Origin of the sequence: Corynebacterium lemuris (genome assembly GCF_024919295.1) — a bacterium.
GTDB lineage: Bacteria > Actinomycetota > Actinomycetes > Mycobacteriales > Mycobacteriaceae > Corynebacterium > Corynebacterium lemuris.
Window position 1 is genome coordinate 232,479 of record NZ_JANWTC010000002.1, and the last position, 21,617, is coordinate 254,095.

Annotated in this window: 19 protein-coding genes; 12 read left to right on the plus strand and 7 right to left on the minus strand. The window is 66.7% G+C overall.

Annotated features, from left to right (window positions below; translation table 11 throughout):
- Nucleotides 1–72: 72 nt before the first annotated feature.
- Complete coding sequence (gene ppsA, locus NYP18_RS04505) at nt 73–2,463, plus strand: phosphoenolpyruvate synthase (protein ID WP_259426983.1); 2,391 nt, start codon at nt 73–75, stop codon at nt 2,461–2,463.
- A 9-nt stretch (nt 2,464–2,472) separates the two neighbouring features.
- The gene (locus tag NYP18_RS04510) at nt 2,473–3,570 is read left to right on the plus strand and encodes a DUF418 domain-containing protein (RefSeq protein ID WP_259426984.1); all 1,098 of its coding nucleotides are present in this window, start codon (nt 2,473–2,475) and stop codon (nt 3,568–3,570) included.
- Here NYP18_RS04510 and NYP18_RS04515 read toward each other — a convergent pair.
- Nucleotides 3,554–4,360: an IclR family transcriptional regulator gene (locus NYP18_RS04515; protein WP_259426985.1), complete on the minus strand. Its 807-nt coding sequence runs from the start codon at nt 4,358–4,360 to the stop codon at nt 3,554–3,556. The genes NYP18_RS04510 and NYP18_RS04515 overlap by 17 nt on opposite strands.
- Before the next feature lie 48 nt (nt 4,361–4,408).
- Between NYP18_RS04515 and NYP18_RS04520 the strand changes: the two genes are divergently transcribed.
- The 7 genes from NYP18_RS04520 to NYP18_RS04550 all read left to right on the plus strand — a co-directional run bounded on the left by NYP18_RS04520 (nt 4,409) and on the right by NYP18_RS04550 (nt 12,920).
- Entirely contained in the window at nt 4,409–5,650 is a 1,242-nt protein-coding gene (locus tag NYP18_RS04520; protein ID WP_259426986.1) for an FAD-dependent monooxygenase, read from the plus strand.
- Nucleotides 5,651–5,704: 54 nt separating this feature from the next.
- Entirely contained in the window at nt 5,705–6,586 is an 882-nt protein-coding gene (locus NYP18_RS04525; RefSeq protein ID WP_259426987.1) for a fumarylacetoacetate hydrolase family protein, read from the plus strand.
- Nucleotides 6,587–6,593: 7 nt separating this feature from the next.
- The gene (locus NYP18_RS04530) at nt 6,594–7,961 is read left to right on the plus strand and encodes an MFS transporter (RefSeq protein WP_259426988.1); all 1,368 of its coding nucleotides are present in this window, start codon (nt 6,594–6,596) and stop codon (nt 7,959–7,961) included.
- A 29-nt stretch (nt 7,962–7,990) separates the two neighbouring features.
- On the plus strand, nt 7,991–9,115 hold the full coding sequence (locus NYP18_RS04535) for a cupin domain-containing protein (RefSeq protein WP_259426989.1): 1,125 nt from the start codon (nt 7,991–7,993) through the stop codon (nt 9,113–9,115).
- Between the two features lie 6 nt (nt 9,116–9,121).
- The gene (locus NYP18_RS04540) at nt 9,122–9,670 is read left to right on the plus strand and encodes a maleylpyruvate isomerase N-terminal domain-containing protein (protein ID WP_259426990.1); all 549 of its coding nucleotides are present in this window, start codon (nt 9,122–9,124) and stop codon (nt 9,668–9,670) included.
- A gap of 572 nt (nt 9,671–10,242) precedes the next feature.
- Nucleotides 10,243–11,601 carry a trimethylamine monooxygenase gene (locus NYP18_RS04545; RefSeq protein WP_439648050.1) on the plus strand — a complete coding sequence of 453 codons (1,359 nt, stop codon included), beginning with the start codon at nt 10,243–10,245 and terminating at the stop codon, nt 11,599–11,601.
- A gap of 170 nt (nt 11,602–11,771) precedes the next feature.
- A complete protein-coding gene (locus NYP18_RS04550) occupies nt 11,772–12,920 on the plus strand; it encodes a class II histone deacetylase (RefSeq protein WP_259426992.1) in 1,149 nt (382 codons plus the stop codon).
- A 50-nt stretch (nt 12,921–12,970) separates the two neighbouring features.
- On the opposite strand, the gene NYP18_RS04555 is transcribed toward NYP18_RS04550, so the two are convergent.
- From NYP18_RS04555 to NYP18_RS04580, 6 genes are all read right to left on the minus strand, one after another.
- Nucleotides 12,971–13,882 (minus strand): helix-turn-helix domain-containing protein, encoded by a 912-nt coding sequence (locus NYP18_RS04555; protein WP_259426993.1) that lies wholly within the window; start codon nt 13,880–13,882, stop codon nt 12,971–12,973.
- Nucleotides 13,883–14,001: 119 nt separating this feature from the next.
- Entirely contained in the window at nt 14,002–15,063 is a 1,062-nt protein-coding gene (fepB, locus tag NYP18_RS04560) for a Fe2+-enterobactin ABC transporter substrate-binding protein (RefSeq protein WP_259426994.1), read from the minus strand.
- A gap of 70 nt (nt 15,064–15,133) precedes the next feature.
- The gene (locus NYP18_RS04565; protein ID WP_259426995.1) at nt 15,134–15,913 is read right to left on the minus strand and encodes an ABC transporter ATP-binding protein; all 780 of its coding nucleotides are present in this window, start codon (nt 15,911–15,913) and stop codon (nt 15,134–15,136) included.
- Between the two features lie 8 nt (nt 15,914–15,921).
- Entirely contained in the window at nt 15,922–17,004 is a 1,083-nt protein-coding gene (locus tag NYP18_RS04570) for a FecCD family ABC transporter permease (protein ID WP_259426996.1), read from the minus strand.
- On the minus strand, nt 17,001–18,107 hold the full coding sequence (locus tag NYP18_RS04575; protein WP_259426997.1) for a FecCD family ABC transporter permease: 1,107 nt from the start codon (nt 18,105–18,107) through the stop codon (nt 17,001–17,003). The genes NYP18_RS04570 and NYP18_RS04575 overlap by 4 nt, the downstream gene beginning before the upstream one ends.
- Before the next feature lie 126 nt (nt 18,108–18,233).
- Nucleotides 18,234–19,451, minus strand: a complete 1,218-nt coding sequence (locus NYP18_RS04580) for an alpha/beta hydrolase-fold protein (RefSeq protein WP_259426998.1) — start codon at nt 19,449–19,451, stop codon at nt 18,234–18,236.
- A 159-nt stretch (nt 19,452–19,610) separates the two neighbouring features.
- Between NYP18_RS04580 and NYP18_RS04585 the strand changes: the two genes are divergently transcribed.
- The 3 genes from NYP18_RS04585 to NYP18_RS04595 are packed head-to-tail and all read left to right on the plus strand — an operon-like array spanning nt 19,611 to nt 21,611.
- Nucleotides 19,611–20,285, plus strand: coding sequence for a hypothetical protein (locus NYP18_RS04585; RefSeq protein ID WP_259426999.1), 675 nt, complete (start codon nt 19,611–19,613; stop codon nt 20,283–20,285).
- Complete coding sequence (locus tag NYP18_RS04590) at nt 20,230–21,363, plus strand: XRE family transcriptional regulator (RefSeq protein WP_259427000.1); 1,134 nt, start codon at nt 20,230–20,232, stop codon at nt 21,361–21,363. The genes NYP18_RS04585 and NYP18_RS04590 overlap by 56 nt, the downstream gene beginning before the upstream one ends.
- 26 nt (nt 21,364–21,389) lie before the next feature.
- Nucleotides 21,390–21,611 carry an EbsA family protein gene (locus tag NYP18_RS04595; RefSeq protein ID WP_259427001.1) on the plus strand — a complete coding sequence of 74 codons (222 nt, stop codon included), beginning with the start codon at nt 21,390–21,392 and terminating at the stop codon, nt 21,609–21,611.
- Nucleotides 21,612–21,617 lie beyond the last annotated feature (6 nt).

A 21,617-nucleotide genomic window follows, 5' to 3' on the forward strand; every position in this document is an offset into this window, starting at 1 on the left:
CCTGCTGCTCCCCGGGCGTAACCTCGGAATCAAGTGCGTATCAAGCGCAGTCCGTGGGCAGTGGAGGCACCGGTGGAACAGTCGTACATCCTGTGGTTCGAGGACATCAGTCTGGGGGATCTTCCCCGGGTGGGCGGTAAGAACGCCTCGCTGGGCGAGATGATCGGCCAGCTCTCGGAGAAGGGGGTGCGGGTTCCCGGTGGTTTCGCGCTGACGGCTGACGCCTACCGGCTCTTCGTCGAGGAGAACATGCTGGAGCACAGGATCCGGGACACGCTGCGCCGGTTCCGGGAGGAGGGCGCACCCCTGGAGAAGGCGGGGCAGGGCCTGCGGCGTGAGTTTCTCGAGGCCTCCCTCCCCGCGCCCGTCGAGCAGGCCATCACCGAGGCCTACCGGGACCTGGCCCGGCGCAGCGGCGGGGAGGCACCGGCGGTGGCCGTGCGCAGCAGTGCGACGGCGGAGGACCTGCCGGAGGCGAGTTTCGCCGGGCAGCAGGAGACCTTCCTCAATGTGGTGGGGGAGGCGGCACTGCTGCAGGCCTGCCGGAACTGTTTCGCCTCCTTGTTCACGGACCGGGCCATCACCTACCGGGCGCTGAAGGGTTTCGATGATCTCCAGGTCGCCCTCTCCGTCGGTGTGCAGCTGATGGTGCGTTCCGATGTGGGGGCCTCCGGGGTGATGTTCACCCTGGACACGGAGAGCGGTTTCCCGGACACGACGGTCATCAGCGCCACCTGGGGGCTGGGGGAGACGGTGGTGCAGGGGACGGTGGACCCGGATAAATACGTCGTCTACAAGCCCCTGCTCGCCGACGAATCCCTGGCCCCGATCATCGAGCGCACCGTCGGTGCCAAGGAGGTCAAGCTGGTCTACAGCTCGGGCGGCGGGGCCGGCACGGAGCTGGTGGACACTGCCGAAAGCGAACGCTCCGCGCTGGTGCTCAGCGACCCGGAAGTACTCGAACTCGCGCGCTGGTCCGTCATCCTGGAGGAACACTACGGCCGGCCCCTGGACATCGAGTGGGCCCGGGACGGGCTGAGCGGGGAACTCTACATCGTGCAGGCGCGCCCGGAGACGGTGCAGTCGCGGCGCAGTGCCACGGAATTCACCCTCCACCACCTGGAGGAGACCGGGAAGCGGCTGCTCTCCGGGTCGGCGATCGGGGACGCGATCATCTCCGGCGAGGTGTGTGTGATCCGCAGTGTGGCGGACATCGGTGATTTCCGCGACGGGTCGATCCTCGTGGCGGAGATGACGGATCCGGACTGGGGTCCGGTGATGAAGCGGGCCGCGGGCATCATCACCGATCACGGCGGGCCGACCAGCCACGCGGCGATCATCAGCCGCGAGCTCGGGGTCCCGGCCATCGTCGGGGCGGGCACCGCGACGAAGGAGCTTACCGACGGCCAGCAGATCACCCTGTCCTGCGCCGAGGGCGAGCAGGGCCATGTCTACGAGGGGCAGCTGCGGTGGAGCACGGAGCAGGTGGATCTGGAGACCCTGCCGGAGACCCGCACCCACGTGATGGTCAACGTGGCCAGCCCGGCGGCGGCCTTCCGCTGGTGGCGCCTGCCGGTGGCCGGGGTGGGTCTGGCCCGGCTGGAGTTTCTCATCGCGGATGTGATCAAGGTCCACCCCATGGCGCTGGTGCACCCGGACCGGGTGGAGTCCGCGGAGGAGCTGGCGCAGATCCAGGGGCTGACCGCCGGTTATGCGGATCCGCGCGAGTACTTCATCGACCGGCTGGCCACCGGGCTGGGCAAACTGTGCGCACCGTACTACCCGCGCCCGGTGATCGTGCGTCTCAGTGACTTCAAGACCAACGAGTACGCCCACCTGCTGGGCGGGCGGGCCTTCGAACCGGTGGAGGAGAACCCGATGCTCGGCTTCCGCGGCGCCTCGCGCTATGACGATGACCGCTACCGCGACGGCTTCGAGCTGGAGTGTCTGGCGCTGAAACGGGTGCGGGAGCAGCTGGGTTTCACCAACCTGGCGGTGATGGTGCCGTTCGTGCGCACCGTGCCGGAGGCGGAGCGGGTGCTCGCGGTGATGGCGGCCCACGGACTGGTCCGCGGGGAGAACGGCCTGCAGCTGTACATGATGTGCGAGGTGCCCTCCAACGTCATCCTCGCCGAGGACTTCGCCCCGCTTTTCGACGGCTTCTCCATCGGCTCCAACGACCTGACCCAGCTCACCCTCGGGGTGGACCGGGACTCGGAGATCCTCGCCGCCAGCTTCGATGAACGCGACCCGGCGGTGACCCGCATGATCGCCGACGTGATCGCCCGGGCCCATGCCTCCGGGATCACCGTCGGCCTGTGCGGGCAGGGTCCGAGCAATTACCCGGATTTCGCGGCCTTCCTCGTGGGACAGGGCATTGACTCGATGTCGCTGAACCCGGATTCCGTGCTGAAGACGGTGCCTGTCATCGCGGAGGCGGAGGGGCGGGGCGGGGGAGTTTAAGCTGGGTCCATGACCCGTATCCACGGACTCGACCTGGCCCGCGCGCTGGCGGTCATCGGCATGATGGCGGCACACCTCGGGCCGGGTTATCCCGTCACCGGTGGCTACCCCTCCGTGCTCTTCGCCGTGCTCGCGGGCGTGTCCATGGGCATCATCTCCGCCCGGACCCCTGCGGACCTGCCGGACACCCGCTTCCGCCTCCTGCTGCGCGGGGTGATCCTGGTCGGGTTCGGACTGCTGCTCTCTGTGGTCCAGACCGGGATCGTGGAGGTGCTCACCGCCATCGGCCTGAGTTATGTCCTGCTCCTGCCCGTGGTGGCCTGGTCGGCCCGCCGCCTGGCCGTGCTGCTGGCGGTGCTCGTGGCGGCCGGGCCGCTGCTCATCGCGGTGGACACGTACTACGTGGTCAACTGGGGGGATCCTGCCGTGGCGGACCTGCTCACCGGCACCTACCCGCTTCTGGCCTGGCTGGCCTACCTCACGGTGGGACTGCTCATCCACCGGCTGGTGCTCACCGGGGCAGCGGTGACCCGGCAGGTGTGGCTGGCGGGCATCGGCCTGCTCCTGCTTGCTGCCGTGCAGCTGATCATCGAGGCCACCGATTTCCGTGTCGGCCCCGGGGACATCCTCAACCCGATCGGCGCCTACCTGCAGGGTGGGCCGCACACCGGTGGCCTGCTTGACGTCATCGGCTCAGCCGGGGCAGCGATGATGGTCACAGGTCTCTGCCTGCTGCTCTGCCGGGTGGGTGCCGTGGTGTGGATCAGCTACCCGCTCCGGGCGCTGGGGGCGATGTCCTTGACCGTCTACGTCACCCATGTGCTCGTCACCGGTTGGTACCGGGACAACCTGGTCAGCCTGCACACCGTCTACGACGGTCAGTTCCAGCCGGTGCCCGGGGCGGACTTCGGCTGGACCATGTACACGCCCCTCGATACGGCCATCAGCCCGGAACCCAACTGGTTGTGGATGTTCGGTATCCAGCTGGTGGTCCTGCTCATCTTCGCCTCGCTGTGGCGCCGGCGGTTGCGCCGCGGCCCACTGGAGTGGGGCGTGCACCGGGTGATCGAGAGCACGGTGGGTGGCCCTCCTAGACCTGTGAACTGAATCCCAGGTCGGTCAACTGGAGATCCTGCTCGATCTCCCGTTTTGCCGTCATGATGAGATCCAGCAGCGAGGCACGGATCTGGCCGCTGAAACGGGCGGTCTGCGTGGACACGGTCAACGCCCCGATGCCGCGCTGCTTCCCGTCGTGGAGAGCCACACCCACAGCGGCCACCCCCCGCTCCGTCTCCTCGAAGTTGACGGCGAAACCCCGCTCCCGGATGGTGACCAGCTGTTCCTGGAGAATGGCGAACCCATCCTCGTCCAGATAATTGGTGTTCTCACCCAGCAGCGGGTCCCGGTAGAGCTTCTCCAGTTCCACATCGGACAGCTCCGCCAGCAGTGCCTTGCCTCCTGAGGAAGCCCGGGCCGGCATGACGATGCCGGTGCGGTCGTTGGTGGCGTGCTTCGTCGACGCCCGCGTCGTCTGCAGGAATCGGACGTTGCCGCCGACCCGGATCATCAGGTTCGCCGATTCATTGCTCCGCCGGGCGAGCACCTCCATGTGCGGTTCGCAGATCCGGCGGAATTCGCCGATCCAGGCGCGCCGGGCGGGGCTGGCGTCCAGGGCACTGCCCGGATAGTAGACGTGGTCATCGCCCTGGGTGGCGAATCCCCGGAAGACCAGGGTCTGCAGGAGGCGGTGTGCACTGGAACGTGACACCCCCAGTTGGGCGGCGGCGTCGGTGACGCGGAGGCTTCCGTAGTCCCTGATCACCTGCAGCAGCTGCAGCCCGCGGTCGAGGGATCCCACCGCCCCCTGGGGGCGTTCCGGCAGAGGTTTGTTGCGCATGGCGGAATCATATTGAGTAATGGTGCACAAAGGCAATACCTTCGTGTCATGGCTCACACAGAGAATGCTCACAGAGAAAACGCCCTCGTCGTAGGCGGCGGCATCGGCGGACTCGCCACCGCCCTGGCACTGTCCAAGGTGGGCTACGAGACCACCGTCGCCGAACAGGCGGAGGCCTTCGGGGAGGTCGGCGCCGGGCTGCAGCTCGGACCGAACGCCATCCGGATCCTGGACAGCTGGGGACTGCTGGACAAGGTCTCCGAGATCGGTTTCCACCCCGAGAACATCATCATGAAGGACGCTCTCACCGGCGAAGAGATCACCCGCATGTCCCTGGGTGAGGAGTTCCAGGAACGTTACGGCGCGCCCTACATCGTCATCCACCGCACGGACCTGCACGCCATCCTTCTCGACGCCTGCCGCGCGGCCGGTACCCAGCTGCTCACCGACACCCGCATCGAGGTAGTCGCCGAGGGGCCGGAGGGGACCGTCGCGCAGACCGCGGACGGCCGCCGCTTTGAGGCGGACGTCGTCATCGGCGCCGACGGCCTGCACTCCAACCTCCGCAAGGAGTTCGTGGGCGACGAGGTCGTCCCTTCCGGATATGTTGCGTATCGCGGAACAGTTCCGGCCGATGCCATCGCGGACGAGCAGAACCTCAACGACGTCGTGGTCTGGGCAGGCCCCGGCTGTCACCTCGTGCAGTACCGTCTGCGCGCCGGCGCGGTCCTCAACATCGTCGCCGTCTTCGAGTCGCAGAAATTCCTGCGCGGCGAGGAGAACTTCGGTGACGTCGAGGAACTCGATGCCGTCTTCGCCGACTGCCATCCCCGTGTCCGCCACTCGGTCGAGCACATCGGCCGCCAGCGCCGGTGGCCGCTGTTTGACCGCGAGCCTGCCGACTTCTGGGGTGAGGGACGCGTCGTTCTTCTCGGCGATGCCGCACACCCGATGCTCCAGTACCTGGCGCAGGGCTGCTGCCAGGCACTCGAGGATGCCAAGACCCTGGAGGTCCTGGCCGGCCGCCACAGCACCGGCACCGCCACCCCGTGGCCCCAGGTGATCTCCGACTTCACCGAGATCCGTGTTCCCCGCACCGGAGAAGTCCAGACCCGCGCGCGTCTGTTCGGCGAGATCTGCCACGCCGACGGCGGCTCCCGTCTGATGCGCAACGAGCTGCTCAAGCGCGAGGACCTCAACCTCTTCAACTACGCCGACTGGATCTACCTGGACCGCATCCAGCCCCTCATCGACGAAGGCACCAGGACCCGGCAGGCCGCCTATGCCTGATCCCGTCCACCCCGCACCACCAGCACCACATCACCATTTCACGAAAGGCACACAATGAAGATCGCAGCAACGAAGGACAACCGGGCCCTGGTCATCGTGGCGGACCGCGCATATGACGTCACCGGCGCGCTCCCGTTTCCCCCGGCCCGCCACGGCGGCCCCTGGCTGCCGCTGTTCGAGGAGGAGACGATCGACTCCTTCCTGGATTCCCTTCAGCTGGATCAGTTCAGGCAGGTCGACCTCGCCTCGACCCCGCTGGCCGCGCCGATCGCCCGCCCCGGCAAGATCATCGCTGCCCCGGTGAACTACATCGACCACAAGATCGAGATGTCCGAGCAGAAGACCATCGCCGAGTACGGTGTCTTCCTCAAGGCGAACACCTCCGTGATCGGTGAGGGCGACACCGTGGAGATCCCCTACCACGACAAGCGCACCGACCAGGAGGGCGAACTGGCCGTGATCATCGGCCGCGGCGGCCGCCACATCTCCCGCGAGGACGCCCTCGACCACGTCTTCGGTTACACCGCCTCCCTGGACATGACCGTGCGTTCCACCGAGGACCGCTCCACCCGCAAGTCCTACGACACCTTCACCCCGATCGGCCCCTGGATCGTGCGGACCGACGAGCTGCCCGACGCCGGGAACCTGGCACTTCAGAGCCACGTCAACGGTGAGCTGCGCCAGGACACCAACACCTCCGAGCTCATCTTCGACGTGCCCCAGCTGATCGCCTACGCCAGCTCCGTCATGACGCTCTGCCCCGGCGATGTCATCGTCACCGGCACCCCGGCCGGCGTCGGCCCCATCCAGGACGGATCCCCTGTCAGCGTGACCATCGAGGGCATCGGCACTCTCTCCGTCGTGGCCTCCGCCAGCAACGCCATCGCCTACGCCGACCGACCCGGCGTCCAGGTTCTCATCGAGACCGCGAAGTAGGAACATCATGGATCTGAGAAACCGCATTGACGCGGCCCCGATGTCACGGGCCCAACTCTGGATCATCGGCGTCTGTGTCGCCCTGAACATGTCGGACGGCTTCGACGTCCTGGCCATGGCCTTCAGCGCCAGTTCCATCAGCAACGAGTGGGACCTCTCCGGTGCCCAGCTGGGTCTGCTGCTCAGCGCCGCGCTCTTCGGCATGGCCGCCGGCTCAATCTTCGTCTCGCAGATCGCGGACATCGTCGGCCGCCGCGCCACCATCCTCTGGTGCACCGTCCTCATCGCCGTGGGCATGGGGCTGGCGGCGATGTCCACCAGCTACGAGATGCTGCTGATCCTGCGCATCCTCACCGGCGTGGCCATCGGTACCCTCCAGGCCTGCCTGAACGTGGTCGTCGCGGAGTACTCCTCGGCGAAGCGTCGACCCATCTCCCTCAGCCTCTACACCGCAGGCCAGCCCATCGGCGGTGTCCTCGGTGGTCTCGTGGCAGCCCTGCTGCTCAGCGAGTTCGGCTGGCGCGCCATTTTCCTGCTGGGCGCAGTGATCAACATCGCGCTCGTCCCCTTCATCCTGCGCTACGTGCCCGAGTCCATCGACTACCTGGTCACCCGCCGGCCCAACCATGCGCTGGCGAAGATCAACGGGATCCTGGCCCGGATCGGGCAGTCCGCCATCCCGGAGCTGCCTACCGCCCGGACCGCCGTGTCCGTCGCCGGCCGCTGGGGACAGATTTTCGCGGGTCGTTCCGGTCTGATCACGCTCCTCATCAGCACCGCGTTCTTCATGCTCATGGCAGGCTTCTACTTCGCCAACTCCTGGACCCCGCGCCTGATCGTGGTCAGCGGCTTCTCCGATGAGAACGGTGTGCTGGCCGGCACGATGTTCAGCCTCGGCGGCATCTTCGGTGCGGTCCTTTTCGGCCCCGTCGCCGCCCGCTTCACGGTCCAGCGGAGCCTCATCGTCGCCTTCCTGCTCGCCGGCGCCGGCTTCGTGGCCTTCGCCTCCAGCCTGTTCTCCCTGTCCACCGCGATCACGGCCGCAGCTTTCCTCGGCTTCATCACCAGCGCCTGCATGGCCGGACTGTTCGCCCTCGGCCCCCAGTTCTACGCCGCAGAGGTCCGGGCCGCAGCCGTCGGCTTCGTCATCGGCGCCGGCCGCATCGGCGCCATCCTCTCTCCGATCATCGTCGGAGCGCTTCTCGACGGCGGCTGGACCGCCGACTCCCTCTACTACCTGTTCCTCGTTCCGATGATCATCGCGGCCGGCGTGATCGTCCCCCTGGGCAACCGCCGGTTCACGGGAAAGGCTGAGACCACAGCCACGGTCGTCGAGCAGTCCGAGCCCACCCGGCCCGTCACCGCCAAAGCCTAGAACCCCCAACAGCCACAAGGAGCACCTCCATGTCGAACCAGCCCACCGTGATCACCTCCGCACCCAACCAGCCGGAACCGAGCCCGGAACTCGACGCCCTCTACGCCGACTTCGAGGCCAACTCGACGGCACCCCTGTGGACGCAGACGAGTGACCTCATGCCCGGGCACCCGAAACCAGCGGCCGTGCCCTACGTGTGGGAGTGGGCGAAGCTGAAGAAGATCGCGCAGCGCTCCGGGGAACTCGTCCCGGTGGGCCGCGGCGGCGAACGCCGGGCCATCGGCCTCAAGAACCCGGGCCTGGCGCCCACGGCGTATGCCACCCCGACCCTGTGGGCCGCAATCCAGTGGCTGGGCCCCGGCGAGACCGCACCCGAGCACCGGCACTCCCAGAACGCCTTCCGTTTCGTCGTGGAGGGGGAGGGGGTGTGGACCGTGGTCAACGGCGATCCGGTGGCCATGCGCCGCGGAGACCTGCTGCTGACCCCGGGCTGGTCCTTCCACGGCCACCACAATGACACCGACCACCCGATGGCCTGGATCGACGGCCTCGACGCCCCCTTCGTCCACGACATGGACTTCGGCTTCTTCGAGTACGGCTCCGAGCGGGTCACCGACGAGGCGACACCCGCGACCTCCCGGGCCGAGCGGATGTGGGCCCACCCGGGTCTGACCCCGCTGTCCCACCAGGATTCCACCGTGGCGACCCCGGTCGCGGCCTACCGCTGGGAGTACACCGACCAGGCTCTGACAGACCAGCTCGCCCTGGAGGACGAGGGCTACCCGGCCACCGTCGAACCCGGCCATGCGGCCATCAAGTACACCAACCCCACCAACGGTGGGGACGTCCTGCCGACGATCCGCTGCGAGTTCCACCGCCTGCGCCCGGAGACCCGCACCGCCCCGCGCCGGGAGGTCGGGTCCTCGGTCTGGCAGGTCTTCGAGGGCACCGGCGAGGTGGAACTCAACGGCGAGGTCACCCGCCTGACCAAGGGGGATCTCTTCGTCGTCCCCTCCTGGGCCTCCTGGTCGCTGCGTTCGGAGTCCCAGCTGGATCTGTTCCGCTTCTCGGATGCCCCGATCGTGGAACGTCTGCAGTTCCAGCGGGCCTACCTCCCGGAGACCGGGCACTACCTGCCGGGCAGCAGGGGCTGATCCGGGATGGCTGAGCGTCTGGATCTGGCGACTGATCCGCGGATCCAGGGGGACCTGCACCTTGCCCGCCGGGCCACCGCCAACTTCCTCCGGGTCCTCCACCAGATGCGGGCGGGGGACTACCCGGCAGTGACCATCCTGCCGGGTGTCAGCCGGGCGGAGGTGATCTCACTGCTGGGCCACCAGGCCCGGGAGTTCGCGCAGCTGTGCGACCGACTCCGTGGGGGAGAGGGGCCGGATGTGCAGCTGCGCACCGTCCCGGTGGAGGTCATCAGGTACGGGGCCACCCTGCCGCCGCAGGCGCTGCACAACCTCTTTCAGCATTCTGCGGTGCACCTGGACGTGGAGTGGCGGGACCTGCCGGAACATCTGTGGTCTGCTCCGGTCCACACGGAAAACCGCAGCGAGACCACGCCGGCCCAGCTGCTGTGGGACCGTGCGGTGGATCTGTGGCGGGCGACGGTGCTCCTGAATCTCGGGGAATCAGAGGGTTTCATCCCGGAGCAGGTGCGGGGCCGACGTGCCGGGGAGCTGGAGCGCCTGCTGCTGCGTTGAGAGGGAAACCTGTCCGCGGAGTACCACCCGGTACTCCGCGGACAGGTTCTGCTGTGCCGGCACCGCCCCGGAACACCCCGGGTATCGCGCCGCGAACCCTCACTGAAAATGCTGTCAAGTCCCCGACACGTTAAATTCTGGAGAACATATCTGACCGCTGAATCTGTCCCCTGAACAGGCTTTTTGATTGATAGGCACGCCAGGCGCAACCTTTCACATTCATCGTGAAAGATGCACATTCGCCAAATATGTGTTAACCTTTAGACCTGGGTGTGGCCCGGTTCAGAGTTTTAGGTTATGAATGTTGGCTGCTGCAGACCTCGTTTAAGGTGCGGCGGCCCCTCTGAATTCTCCCGGTTGGACGTGCATTGTAGGTGCGCCCCGAAGGCCACGTTGATGATTTGGACAACTTGAGAGAAGTCGCCGCGTACAGCGCGGCTCGGCGCCCCCGGCACTCCTGCCGGTTGGGCCCTTGCCCCGGAACGCGACGCATTAACCGTGGCCCGAGGGATCGGGTCGGAAAGGCATGCTTGACTAAGCGTATTGCAATCATTGGGGCAGGTCCGAGCGGAATGGCGCAGCTGCGCGCATTCGAGTCCGCAGCGAAGAAGGGCCATGAGATGCCCGAGATCGTCTGCTACGAGAAGCAGGACGACTGGGGCGGCCAGTGGAATTTCACCTGGCGCACCGGCACCGACCAGTACGGCGAGCCCGTGCACACCTCGATGTACCGCAATCTCTGGTCGAATGGCCCGAAGGAGGGCCTGGAGTTCGCGGAGTACACCTTCGATGAGCACTTCGGTCGCCCTGTCTCCTCCTACCCGCCGCGTGAGGCCCTATGGGACTACATCGCCGGCCGCGCGGAGAAGTCCGACGTCAAGAAGTTCGTGAAGTTCGCCCACGCCGTACGCTGGGTCGACTTCGACGAGGAGAGCAAGACCTTCACCGTGAATGTGGAGAACCTGCGCACCGGTGAGACCGAGGCCAACGAGTTCGACCACGTGATCGTGGCCTCCGGTCACTTCACCTTCCCGAACGTCCCGCACTTCGAGGGCATCGACACCTTCCCGGGTCAGATCGTCCACGCCCACGAGTTCCGTGGTGCCGAGGCCCTGGCCGACAAGGACATCCTGCTCATCGGCGCGAGCTACTCCGCTGAAGACATCGGAACCCAGGCCTTCAAGATGGGTGCCCGCTCCGTGACCTTCTCCTACCGCAGCGCCCCCATGGGCTTCGACTGGCCGGAGGGCATGGAGGAGCAGCCGCTCGTCGAGAAGTTCGACGGCAACACCGTGCACTTCTCCAACGGCCTGCAGCGCAAGTTCGACGCCGTGATCCTGTGCACCGGCTACATCCACCACTACCCGTTCCTGCCGGAGTCCCTGTCCCTGGATTCCCCGAACAACGTCTACCCGGACAACCTGTACCGCGGTGTCGTGTGGGAGAAGAACAACCAGATGTTCTACCTGGGCGCCCAGGACCAGTGGTTCACCTTCAACATGTTCGACGCCCAGGCCTGGTACGTCCGTGACGTCATCCTCGGTGAGCGCGAGTTGCCCTCCAAGGAGGAGCAGCGCAAGAGCATCGACGCGTGGCTGGAGCGTTTCGACAAGCTGGACTCCATGGAGGACCAGGTTGATTTCCAGGGTGCTTATGTCCGCGACCTGATCGAGCAGACCGACTACCCGATGTTCGACCTGGACACCGTGTGCGGCATCTTCAAGGAGTGGATCCAGTCCAAGCGCGATGACATCCTCAACTACCGCGACGTCACCTACACCTCGGTGATGACCGGTACCAAGGCTGCCCAGCACCACACCCCGTGGATGCTGGAGCTGGATGACTCGCTCGAGCGTTACCTCTCCACCCCGGCGCGCGACGACGCCCGCGACGTCTTCGAGGGCCGCGAGCCCGCCTCCAAGCGCAACTAAACCGCTTATCGACGCCTGCCTCCCGCCCGGCCCCTTTCAGGGCCCGGGTGGGAGGTTTCGTCATTTTTCGGGCAGAAACAAGTTCAGTAGTTTTGCGGTATCGGATGTGGGGCATCTCTCAATATGGTGATCAGTGTTCAGCAGGCAACCCTTCAAGGAAGGCACTTCACATGAGCACCAAGCGCAAGGTCGGATATCTCTGGGACACCCTGTACGGCTGGGTGGACACAGGCAGCGGCGGTTTCACGCCAGCTGATCCCGGGGCGGGTCTGCAGCCGATCGGACACCATGTCGCCCATGCCGACACCAAGCGTCGTTTCCATGAGGCAGTGCAGGTCTCCCCGCTGCGCGATGAGCTGACCGTCCTGCAGGCCGAATACGCCACCAGGGAGGACATCCTCCGCGTGCACACCCCGGAGATGGTGGACTCGATCGAGTCCCAGTCGGAGACGGACAAGGGTGGCGATGCCGGCGACGGTGCGACCCCCTTCGGCAAGGGCGGATACGACATCGCCCGGCTGGCGGCAGGTGGCGTGAAACGCGCGGTCCGGGCGGTGCTGGAGGGTGAGGTCGACACGGCCTACGCCCTGGTCAACCCGCCCGGCCACCACGCCGAGCGGGCCCGCGGCATGGGTTTCTGTCTCTTCAACAACTGCTCTGTCGCCGCAGCCTACGCCCGCGAGGAACTGGGTATCAGCCGCGTGGCCATCGTCGACTGGGATGTCCACCACGGCAACGGAACCCAGGACATCTGGTGGGACAATCCGGAGGTTCTCACCGTCTCCCTCCACCAGAACAAGTGCTACCCGCCGGAATCTGGTTTCCGCGAGCATAATGGTGAAGGTGCGGGTGAAGGCACGGCACTGAACATTCCGCTCCCGCCCGGCAGTGGCAATGCTGTCTACGAGGCGGCGATGCGGGATGTGGTTGTGCCTGCGCTGGAGAAGTTCCAGCCTGAGCTCATCATCGTTGCCAGTGGTTTTGACGCTTCCGTGATGGATCCCCTGGCGCGTCAGATGGTCACCCAGCAGGGCTTCAAGAACATGACCGAGCTGATCCTCGAGGCCGCCGATGAGATCTGCGACGGCAAAATCGTCTTTGCCCAGGAGGGCGGTTACAGCCCCTACTACCTGCCGGTCTGCGGACTCGGCGTACTCGAGGTCCTCACCGGCGTGGAAACTGGTTTCGGCGATCCCTTCCAGGCGCTGTTCTCCACCCAGGGAGTCGATGACTATTTCGACCACCAGAAGCATGAGGTGGCGGAAGCCGCCAAGCTGGTGGACAAGGTCCCGGCGGCTGACCGGGTGTCCGTCAGCTAAATAGTCGTAATGCCGGCCTGGATCACTCCGGGTCGGCTTTCCGCCACCGGTCAGCTATCGGGTAGACGCCCGCGCGCGATCTGTCGCAGCGGTGCCCACCGCGGATGGGGTGCATAGATTCCTGCCCCCAGGGCGATGATCGCAGCCTCAAGCCGACTTTCTGCGCCCAGTTTCCGACGCAGGGAGCCCACATGGGATTGGACGGTACGCACACTCAGATGCAGACGGGCCCCGATTTCCGCATCGGAGACACCGCAGCACAGGATGCTCAGGACCTGGATCTCCTGCCGGGTGAGGCCTGCGGTCTCCGTGGCGGTGGACACACGGACCTCGGCGTGACCGGGTTGTACAAGGCCCACGGAAACCAGCTGGTTGTCCAGCCACCAGAGGTGTTCCACGAATGCAAGGGGAGATCTCTGGAACTCCCGCACATGCTCCTGAAACTCCGTATCCCGCTCCAGCGACTCCTTGAGGGAGGCATCCACCGTCACCGGCCAGTCGGGAGAGTCGCTCTCCGGAACCATGTCGACCAGGTGGCCGAGGAGCCCCGACACCGCGAGTGCGGCCTTCCGGGGAGCCCCTTCGAAGGCACGCGGAGTGCGACTGGAGAAATGCGCCATCCCGATGGGGCCGGAATCGGTGTATAGCTCCAAGGTCATACCCTCGGCGTATCCTTCCGCCCCCAGGTAATCGCGGAACAGTTCCGAGCGGGTGAATTCACCCCGGATTGTTGCGGTGGAGATGGTCGGCGGCAGGGGAGCATCGGCGCTCGCGAATTGAGTAAATCCGCCCGGGTACTTCACCGGGAACATATGCGCCAGAGCCCAAGCGGAGTTGGAGGAGTACCCCGTGCGAAAAACCTCCTGCGGACGTTTGCCCTGCTCCAGCCTGAGAAGCTGGGCCGCATCAAAGGGGATCAGCTCTTTCAACAGGGAAAACGCTGCTCCAAAATCACGGGACATGAGACTCCTCCTCCAAGCCTCCAGGATAATTCCTCCCGGGGGTGGGCAGTCGGAAATCGCGCGGAAACTCCCGCCCGGCCCCTCTTCAGGGCCCGGGCGGGAGTTTCATCTTTGTCGGGCTAGAACTCCTCGTCGAGGTACTCCACCAGCCTGGTCGCGGAGAAGTAGTCCAGGCGGAAGAACTCCGGTGCCAGGCCGTAGACACGGTCCTCGGCGACGGCGGTGTTCTCGGCGAGTGCCGGGTTGGTGCGGACGGTCTCCTCGGCCGGGGTGCCGCCGGTGGTGTTGAGCGCGAAGACGGTCTCACCCGCGAGGGCCGGGGCGATGTTCTCCGGGTTGACACCCTTGATGTCGCCGCGGTCGGTGCCCTGGGCGGTGGTGCCCACCAGGTCCTCGGCGGGGATGAGGATGTCGAAGCCGAGTTCCGCGAAGAGCTGGCCCTGGGCGGATTCGGTGGTGAAGAAGTTCATGCCGCCCTCCCGTCCCAGGGAGATGATGTTCACCGGCTGCGGCGGGAGAGTGATGGACTCGGCCGCCTCGGAGACCTTGTCCTCGAAGCCGGCGATGAGCTCGGCGGCCTGATCCTCGCGGCCGGTGGCCTCGCCGAGGTAGGTCGTCACCTCCTGCCAGCTCTGGTTGGAGTAGTCGATGACCAGGACCGGGACGAGCTCGGCGAGCTGCTCGTAGACGGCGACGGCGGAGTCCTGGCCGACGTTGGACATGACCACCAGGTCCGGGTCCTGCGCGAGGATGGCCTCGACGTTCGGCTCGATCTGGTACAGCGGCTCGACGTCGCGCTCCAGGGCGATGTCAGCCCACTGGATGCCGAAGCCTTCCTCGTCGGTGAAGATCGGGGAGGAGCCCTGGCCGCCGCCGGAGCCGACCACGGGTGCGTCGAGTGCGAGCAGGGAGCCGGTGAGGGTGACGGAGGCGGAGACGATCCGCTCGGGTGCGGCCTCGAGGGTGACCTCGGTGTCGTTGCCCTCACCGTCGACGGTCTCGATGGTGCGCGGCCAGGCGGCGTCATCGGCCGTGGCGGTGCTCGTCGACTCGGTCGTGGAGGTGCTGCCGTTGTCCGCGGACTCCGCGCAGGCGGTCAGGCCACCGAGTGCGATGGCGGCGGCGCTGACCGCGGCCAGCGGGCGGTTGAGACGGAACGGGGCGAGACGGGGGAGGTTCATGAGGGCTCCGGATCGAGTTGAGAACGGTTGCGATAGGAGAGCCTAACCTAATAGATGGGTGTGGTGGGGCTCAACGGGGGATGACCAGTGGGCCGCCGCTGACCGGATCCTCGCTGACCAGTGCTTTCAGGCCGAAAGCTTTCGCGAGATTCCCCTCGGTCAACACCTGTCCGGGGGTACCCGTGGCGGCGATGCGCCCGTCCGGGCCGACGATGACGAGGTGGTCGGAGAAACGCGCGGCCAGGTTGAGGTCGTGGAGCACCATGACGATGGTGCGCCCGGCCGTGGCCTGGAGATCGGCGACCAGCTCAAGGACTTTGAGGCTGTGGGCGAGGTCGAGGTAGGTGGTGGGTTCGTCGAGAAGCACCGTCGCGGTGCCCTGGGCGAGCACCATCGCGATCCACACGCGCTGGCGCTGGCCCCCGGAGAGCGTGCCGACGGCGCGGTCCACCAGCTCCTCCAGCCCCGCGGCGCGCACCGCCTCCTCGACGGCCTGCTCATCCGTGGTCGACCAGCGCTGCAACCAGGACTGGTGGGGGTGGCGCCCCCGGGCGATGAGCTGGCGCACCGTCAGACCCTCCGGGGCGGTGGGGGTCTGCGGCAGCATGGTCAGCAGGCGGGCGCGCTCGCGGCGGGGATAGGCGTGGAGGTCGCGGTCGTCGAGAAGAATCTGTCCACTGTGCTCGAGCAGCGCGCACATGGATTTGAGCAGGGTGGATTTCCCGCAGCCGTTCGGGCCGATGAGCGTGGTCACGGCACCGGCGGGGATGTCCAGGTCGACGTTGTGGATCACCTGGCGCTGGCCGTAGCCGACGGAGACGTCCCGCAGGGTGAGTTTGGCGGCGGACACGGTGGCCCTCACCTGACTTTCCGGTTGTTCGAGATGATCAGATACAGCAGCACGGGCGCACCGAAGAAGGCCGTGACCACGCCGACGGGCAGCTCCCAGGGCGCGATGGTGCGGGTGAACAGGTCGGCGCCGGTGAGCAGCGCTGCCCCACAGAACGCGGAGAGCACCAGCGGGGGAGTGGCGGTGCCGGCCAGCCGACGCGCGATCTGCGGGGTGACGAAGGCGATGAAACCGATGGGACCGGCCGCAGAGACCGCCACCGCCGCGAGGACGACCGCGGTGAGCAGCTGGATCACCTGCGTGATCTTCACGTTGTGGCCCAGCACGTGCGCGGTGGTCTCCCCGAGGGAGAGCGCGGCGAGCTGGAAGGCCAGCCAGCCGGCGGCGGCGATCGCCAGCAGTGCGACCACGAGCGGTGCCCAGGCGTGGTTGAGGTCCCGGCCGTTGAGGCTGCCCGTCAGCCACATGCGGGCCTCCGCGGCGCGGTCGAGTTCCGCCCAGGCCAGCAGCCACGTGGTCAGCGCGGAGAGCAGGATGGAGCAGCCGACGCCGATGAGGACCAGGCTCATCATGTCGCCGCGCACGGGACCGGCGATGAACCAGATGAGCACCGCGATGAGCAGCGCGCCCAGCACAGCCGTACCCGGAACACCGAGGGACGAGACCATCGCCTCCGCACCGACACCGAGGGTGCCGCCCGCTCCGGCACCACCGAGGATCAGTGCCGCGACCGCGGCCAGGGAGGCACCGTTGGTGATGCCGAGGATGTCCGGGCTGGCCAGCGGGTTGCGCGCCACCGTCTGGGTCAGCGCACCGGAAAAGGCCAGGCAGGCACCCACGGCGGCGCCGACGATGGCACGGCCCAGCCGCAGGTCGAGGACGACCTTCTGCTTGATGGCGGTGCCCCCGCCGGCGAAGACGGCGAGCACCTCGGTCAGCGTGAGGGGGTAGTCGCCCAGGGTGATGCCGAGCGCCATGAACAGAACGGTGGCCACGGCGGTGACCACCAGCCAGAAGGCCAGCCGCAGGTTCCACTGCCAGGAGACCAGACCGGTGCGCAGGACGGCGGGAGTGGTGACGGTGGTGCTCACAGGGCACCCCGCAGCCTGCCGCGCCGGATGAGCATGATGAAGAAGGGCACACCGATCAGGGCCAGGACGATACCCATGGGCAGCTCACCCGGGCGGGCGATGAGCCGGCCGAGGATGTCCGCGCTGAGCGCGAGCAACGCCCCCAGGCCGATGGACAGCGGGATGATCGCCCGGTGGTCGGGGCCGGTGACCGCCCGGACCATGTGCGGGGCGGCCAGACCGATGAACATCACCGGTCCGGCGCAGGCGACCGCGACCGCGCCGAGCACCGCGACGGTGGACATACCCACCAGGCGGGAGATGGTGACGTTGATGCCGAGGGCGGCGGCGACCTCATCGCCCAGGCTCAGCAGGTTGAGGGTGCGCCCCAGCAGCAGGGCGAGGATGAGTCCGAGAATGAGCAGCGGCAGCACGGCCTTGACCACGCTGAAGTCCCGGTTGGCCACTGAGCCGGTGGCCCACAGGCGGAGAGCGTCGAGGATCGCGGCATCTTTCAGCATCAGCGCGTTGACCACCGACATGAGCAGCGCGCTCAGCGCCATGCCCGCCAGGATGTATCCCAGTGGGCTGTCGGCGATGGGCCCCGCGGAGGCCAGCAGGAAGACCACGAGCGTGGCGGCACCGGCACCGACGAGGGCCGGCCAGACGAAGTGGTCGGGGGAGGAGACGATGCCCAGCGCCAGGGAGATCGCCACCGCAGCCGCGGCACCGGCGTTGATGCCCAGGATGCCGGGATCAGCCAGCGGGTTGCGGGTGAAACCCTGGATGAGTGCCCCGGCGGCGCCAAGCGCAGCTCCGGCGATGAGCGCGAGGAAGGTCCGCGGCACCCGCATGCCGCCGATGAGGATGACCAGATCATTGAAGGGCATCGTCGCAGCGAAGACGGGGTCCATGGCATAGCGCAGGGACTGCGGGATCACCGCCAGCACCTCACCTGCGTCGGTGGCCCGGGCCCCGACCAGCAGGCTGAGGACCATCAGGCCTGCCGCCGCCACCACGATGACCGCCGCCAGGCCGAGGAAGCGGACCCAGGTGTTCGGCTCCGGGCGGGGCCGGGACCGGGGAGGTGGCGCGGGGGCGACGGAGGTGGGCGGGGAGGACATCGTGGGGGCTCTTTCCGGGCGGGTTCCTTGCAGTGGAACGGCGGGGATGACAACCACCACATTATTGAGGTGAGGCTTACCTACCGCAACCGGGGGTGGCGGTTGAATGCCCGACGCCCGGCCACATCAGCCCGTGAAGATTCGCTCCAGATCATCAATGAGCGCCACCCGCCACCATGCGAAATCGTGCCCGCCGTCGTAGACGTTGAGACCTACATCCCAGCGGAAGTAGCGCATGGTCTGCTCCAGCAGGTGGACACGGGGCACGCTGAGCCCCTCGCGGACGCCGACGCTGAGCAGGATCTTGGTATCAATCTCCGGGTCCTTGCTGGTCCCGAACTGCTCGGTGATCCAGTCGACGGAGCGGCTGCCCAGGTCCGCCGGTGCGCGCTTCTCACCCGGCTCCCACCACAAGGAGGGAGAGGCTGCGATGGCATAGCGGTAGCGCTCCGGCTCCCCCAGGACGGACACCAGAGCGGAGAGCCCACCCAGGCTCTGACCGGCGATGATCTGGCCTTCCGGGCCGGCGAGAGTGGCCCCGCGGGAGGCCGCGTGGGTGACGGCCCAGATGGTGGCGGGACCGGAGACGTCCCCCAGGAACTCCTCGTTGGCGCTCAGGGAGGCAACCCGGTCTGCCCGGTCCACATTGGACACACCCAGCACCGCCATCGACGGGATCTTCCCCTCGGCGGCGGCCTTCTCCAGGGCGACAGGTAGATCCAGACGCCCGAACCAGGTCTCCGCGTCGAAAAGCGTCAGCAGCGGCAGCAGCTCCTCGCCGGCCTCGGCGGGCAGGTAGAGCCAGAGGCGTCGCAAAGCATCGCCGACCTGGACTTCCTCGCTGAACAGCGTGCCGGTGATGTCCCCGGAATCGAAGTGCCACTCCCGCCGGAAGCGGTTGAAGGGCCCCTCGAACAGAGACAGCCCATTGATTCCGTTGCGCACCAGCGCGCGGGGATTGTGGGTATCCAGGTAGGTGGGGTAACTGTCGTGCGGCGGTGGGCCCTTCGGTCGCTCCCCATCCGGGGCGGCCGGCTGGAAGCCGTAGGAAGCGAGGAGGGTGGAGGCGAGCTCCAGGGTGAGGACGTGGATGTCCGTGCCCGGCACCTGCTTCATCAGGCCGGCGTCGTAGTTCTGCTTGTCGGTGATCCTGTTCATGTACAGGTGCATGGGCACGTTCGCGCCCATGTCCCGCCACACGAAGGTCGTGCGCACGCCGTTGAGCTCCCGCATCGGGGTGCCGAACCTGCTGACCAGGTCCCAGAAGCGGTCGAGCGCCTCCTTGTCGGCGTTGCTGTAGTCCTCGATGATCTGGTCCTCGGTGAGGAAAAAGGTCCTGGTCATTGCTTATGCGCTGCCACCTTTCGGGCTCCGGTTACCTGGCTCCTGCCCTTGAGGTTACTGAAGGAAATCAGCTCCGTTGCTTATTCGCGCCCCGCTTCCCCCACCTTCCGGTTCCATGCAATAATTTGAGGAACAGATGGATCATGCGAAGGAGACACGATGGAATCGCTTTTCCAGCCGACCGGCCTCCCGCAGATCATCGGGCATGAAGAGGCTGAGGACTACCTCGCCCATATGGCTATCGACCCCGCCGCCGTGCGGGACGCCCTGGGCAGCGGTGAACTCGCCGCGCAGAACCTGACCTCTTTCTTCCCGGTCACCGCGCCGGGTTTCAGCCGCTGGTCCTATACCGTGGGCACGCTTCGTGAAAAGCTGCAGGGTACTGGCCAGTGGTGTTCCGAGGACAGGTCGAACCGTCCCTACCTGCGGCACCTGACGCACAGCTACACACTTTCGGTTCTCGGGGGGAACACTGAGACCGGTTCGGAGTCACCGACAGCCTGCCCCAACGTGCAGAAGCGCAAAGGGAGGGCCACCGAGGAGTTTGTCCTGGGCGGCCAGCTGGCGTTTCCCGAGATCGTCGAATATCTGTCTGACCGAACCGACCCCGATGCCCCGCCACCGGGAACCTGGTTCCTAATCTATTACCGCGACGATGGTGAACTGCGCTCTGAGATATCCCTCCCCGAGGGGATCAAGGACGGCAGGTTCACCGGCTGGCGGATCAGGGTGATCCTGCCGGTCATTGACTACAAGACCACGATGAGGCGACCACTGGATGCGGGAGAACACGATGTCGAGTTCACGGTTGAGGAGCGGGGACGCACCGCCTAGCCGTTTCCTCTCCCCGAACCGGATCGCCATCGCCCGCCAGCGCCGCGGACTGACCAAGACGGATCTGGCCCGCCAGCTCGGCGTCAGCCCACGGACGGTGAACACCTACGAGAACAATGGCGCACCGCTGTCCCGGGCAGCGGACCTCTCCGGGGCACTCAGCTTCCCGGTCGGCTTCTTCCACCTGGCCGACTGCACCGATCTTGCCGACGCCGAGGTCAACTTCCGCGCCGGCCGTGCCACCACCGCGATCCAGCGGAAGGCTGCGAAGGCGGCCGGTGCCATCGCCATGGATGTCGCCGACTGGATCGCCCAGCGCTTCAGCCTGCGGGCCCCGAACCTGCCGGACCTCAGCGGCCATGACCCCCGCACGGCGGCGCGAATGCTCCGCGAGGCGTGGGGGCTGGGAACCGGACCGCTGCCCAACCTGGTGCAGCTCTCTGAGTTCCACGGCATCCGGGTGTTCAGCCTGCCGGCCCTGGCGGAGGAAGTCGACGCCTACTCCGTCTGGCAGGGGCAGACCCCCTTCGTCTTCCTGGCCCGCCGCAAGACCCCGGAGCGCAGCCGCTTCGACGTGGCACACGAGCTGGGGCACCTGACGCTCCACAGGCATGAGGATGTGGCTGCGGTTCACGAGCGGGAGGCCGATATCTTCGCCTCTGAATTCCTCATGCCCCGCACCGCGATCATCGAGCACCTCCCGCAGAACCCCTCCGTGGACGAGTTGATGGAGTTCAAGACCGCCTTCCGTGTCTCTGCGATGGCGGCGACCTACACCTCTCATAAGGTGGGGTGGCTCAGCGACTGGGCCTACCGGCAGAACTGCGCCGAGCTGGAACGGCGTGGTTACCGGAACGGGGAGCCGGAAGGCATGCCGGTCCACGAGGCTTCCCGGGTGTTCCCCCAGGTCTTCGGTTCGAAGCGCTATTCGGTTGCCGACGCAGCAGCGGAGCTGTGTCTCCCTGCCGGTGAGGTACACGCGTTGACATTCTCCACGGCGCTGCGCGTGGTGGGGGAGGGTAGTGCGGAGCCGACGGTGAAGGTGGCTGCGCGGCCGGCGAAGCTGAGGTTGGTGTGAATCGGTGCCGGCTACCGTGAGGTGGCATGGAAGAAACGCTTGCCGAGGCGCTGGCCACCGGGATGATCATCCGCATCTTCTGCAGGAATGCGGATGGGGCCCAAATTGATGTGGGGCAGGCTTGGGCACGATCTACGAATCACATCAGAATTCGTTCGCTAGAAGATCGACGTTACCGTGATATACCATTATCCGATATCACCTCGGTAGAAATAATTGAGGTGTACCTGAAGGATTATGGGTCGTAGATCTAC

Coding starts and splice junctions, on each gene's coding strand:
- NYP18_RS04535 (WP_259426989.1), top strand. CDS start 7,991: ATGTCGAACCAGCCCACCGTGATCACCTCCGCACCCAACCAGCCGGAA.
- NYP18_RS04555 (WP_259426993.1), bottom strand. CDS start 13,882: ATGTCCCGTGATTTTGGAGCAGCGTTTTCCCTGTTGAAAGAGCTGATC.
- NYP18_RS04575 (WP_259426997.1), bottom strand. CDS start 18,107: ATGTCCTCCCCGCCCACCTCCGTCGCCCCCGCGCCACCTCCCCGGTCC.
- NYP18_RS04590 (WP_259427000.1), top strand. CDS start 20,230: ATGCGGGAGAACACGATGTCGAGTTCACGGTTGAGGAGCGGGGACGCA.
- NYP18_RS04545 (WP_439648050.1), top strand. CDS start 10,243: ATGGCGCAGCTGCGCGCATTCGAGTCCGCAGCGAAGAAGGGCCATGAG.
- NYP18_RS04580 (WP_259426998.1), bottom strand. CDS start 19,451: ATGACCAGGACCTTTTTCCTCACCGAGGACCAGATCATCGAGGACTAC.
- NYP18_RS04585 (WP_259426999.1), top strand. CDS start 19,611: ATGGAATCGCTTTTCCAGCCGACCGGCCTCCCGCAGATCATCGGGCAT.
- NYP18_RS04595 (WP_259427001.1), top strand. CDS start 21,390: ATGGAAGAAACGCTTGCCGAGGCGCTGGCCACCGGGATGATCATCCGC.
- NYP18_RS04530 (WP_259426988.1), top strand. CDS start 6,594: ATGGATCTGAGAAACCGCATTGACGCGGCCCCGATGTCACGGGCCCAA.
- NYP18_RS04550 (WP_259426992.1), top strand. CDS start 11,772: ATGAGCACCAAGCGCAAGGTCGGATATCTCTGGGACACCCTGTACGGC.
- fepB (WP_259426994.1), bottom strand. CDS start 15,063: ATGAACCTCCCCCGTCTCGCCCCGTTCCGTCTCAACCGCCCGCTGGCC.
- NYP18_RS04525 (WP_259426987.1), top strand. CDS start 5,705: ATGAAGATCGCAGCAACGAAGGACAACCGGGCCCTGGTCATCGTGGCG.
- NYP18_RS04520 (WP_259426986.1), top strand. CDS start 4,409: ATGGCTCACACAGAGAATGCTCACAGAGAAAACGCCCTCGTCGTAGGC.
- NYP18_RS04510 (WP_259426984.1), top strand. CDS start 2,473: ATGACCCGTATCCACGGACTCGACCTGGCCCGCGCGCTGGCGGTCATC.
- NYP18_RS04540 (WP_259426990.1), top strand. CDS start 9,122: ATGGCTGAGCGTCTGGATCTGGCGACTGATCCGCGGATCCAGGGGGAC.
- NYP18_RS04515 (WP_259426985.1), bottom strand. CDS start 4,360: ATGCGCAACAAACCTCTGCCGGAACGCCCCCAGGGGGCGGTGGGATCC.